Source organism: Vibrio sp. L3-7 (genome assembly GCF_963898195.1).
GTDB classification, from domain to species: domain Bacteria; phylum Pseudomonadota; class Gammaproteobacteria; order Enterobacterales; family Vibrionaceae; genus Vibrio; species Vibrio echinoideorum.
This window is the reverse complement of the sequence record NZ_CAWQUW010000055.1, coordinates 1-1881: the sequence shown is the minus strand read 5'-3', so window position 1 is coordinate 1881 and position 1881 is coordinate 1. Positions and strand designations below refer to the sequence as shown.

Below are 1881 nucleotides of genomic sequence, written 5' to 3'. Positions count from 1 at the left end.
GCGGCGTGAAATGGTCTGATGATGAACGTACGGCTTACAGCAATATGAATGCCGAGCAAAAGCAGCAGCTTGAGCAAGCCACGCAGCAATACACCGAAGGGGCCAATGCCGTGACCAGTGCCGGCACACAGGTGGATAATAAAGACACCCGAACGTCGGTTGAGCAGTTTGCGCATGACTTTGCGATTAACGCCAGCAACACCAAATCTCTTGGTGTAAGTGCCATGCAAAGCCAATCGGATTTAGATGCTCTGTCGAATACTCAAACGCGCCTAAACTCTGGCAGTGCCAGCTTTACGGCCAACGCGATTCAAGGCTTCCAGAATTACTTGGAAAAAGACATAGGATTAAACCAACCAGACGTCCAACGCCTAATGACCGCTTACCAACCGGAAGATATTGCTGAGGCGAAAGAGCAATGGCAAGACTACACACGCACTGAAGCGTTCACCACCATGGCGGGACTCGATGGTGACACGGCGAAGATTGTGGCAACAATGGAGAAAGCGCATGAAACCACCACCCCAACCCAACAACCAGAACTGACACCCGAGCAAAACAACACGATGGAGAAAGGATGGGCTAGTACCGTCGATACCGTGGCACACACCCGCACCGAGATGCTGCATACCAAGGGAACGGGCGGACTGTTTAATCAAGCGCGCTTTGATGGGGTTACCGATGATGTAAAACTTCAACAAGAGGAAGCGCAGAAACCCATCATCAAACCTGAGCCGATGATTGAAATGACAGTCAAGTCGCAGGTAGAAAAGGAGATCACTAGACCCGAAAGGACGGAATACGTCACCTCCGACCAAGCCTATCCTGCGGTGCCAAGATACACACAAAATTCGAAAGAATAATACTTAACTAGGTGCATAAAAAAGAACTTTATGCACCGCCTAAATACTGGTATTATGATCAGGTATCTAAAGGGAGAATGACCATGAAAACAGTCTTACCATTGCTACTGCTTACTTGTGCGAGCGTGCAAGCTCAACCCCACTCTCCTGAGCTCACTCAACTGCTGAGTGAGATACACGAGCAGTACGAAAACCCCAAATTATCTAGCGCCCCTAGAGCAATGGCAGACATCACCAAACTGCCCTACTTCTTGCAGCACATTGACGAGACGGACACCGTGGAGTCCATACGCTTAAACGCCTACCTACAAGGTTTGCATACTGCGTATTTTGACAATGCCTATAATCAAAAACGCCTAGGTGGTGGAAGCTGGTTCTGTATGCGCGACACCATGGCACTCGATCCAAGGCGCCACCCTGAGTTCCTTGAAGATATGATCTGGATGGTACTTGAGAAAACCGCCAAAAACGATCCGCAGAAGTTCAGACGAGCAAACTATGCAGGGTCCTTCGGCGTTGATATTTCAATGATTATTAACTACGGCTTACAAACCGAATACCCTTGCTACAGCCCTATCCCTAAATCGTTACAATTTAACGGCTGGAAATATTAATCTCGGCACAGGATATCCATCGAGAGTGAATGTAATTTCAGGAACAAAGCCAGTACAAGAGAATAGAAACGGGTTAAATGTCTTTATTCTAGACTAGGTATTCATTGGCCGCTGCTTGGGCACAAAAACGTTCCTTTAACCCCTTATATAGCCCAAGAAAGTATTACGTTCCTGTTTCCATGAGTAGCAAGCAATAAAGTATCCTCTTAAAATGGCAGCGATCGCATCGGTACGCTGCTATTTGTTCTAATGAATCATTAGAGTAGTAGCTCTAGCTCATTTCTGCCCCATTATTAGTTTCGCCAAAAAGCCTACGTTCTCAGTCGGGTGAATTTTGACCAAATATAACTAATCTGACACTCAAAGCTCACAGTTTTACCATACCTTTTTCTAATGCAGCAGAG

Annotated in this window: 1 protein-coding gene and 1 pseudogene; both read left to right on the top strand. The window is 46.8% G+C overall.

Annotated elements, in window-relative coordinates:
• A pseudogene (locus AACW75_RS21760) lies at nt 1-863 on the top strand (conjugal transfer mating-pair stabilization protein TraG); the annotation flags it as partial.
• A gap of 83 nt (nt 864-946) precedes the next feature.
• Nucleotides 947-1477 carry a hypothetical protein gene (locus AACW75_RS21755; protein ID WP_102535440.1) on the top strand — a complete coding sequence of 177 codons (531 nt, stop codon included), beginning with the start codon at nt 947-949 and terminating at the stop codon, nt 1475-1477.
• Nucleotides 1478-1881 lie beyond the last annotated feature (404 nt).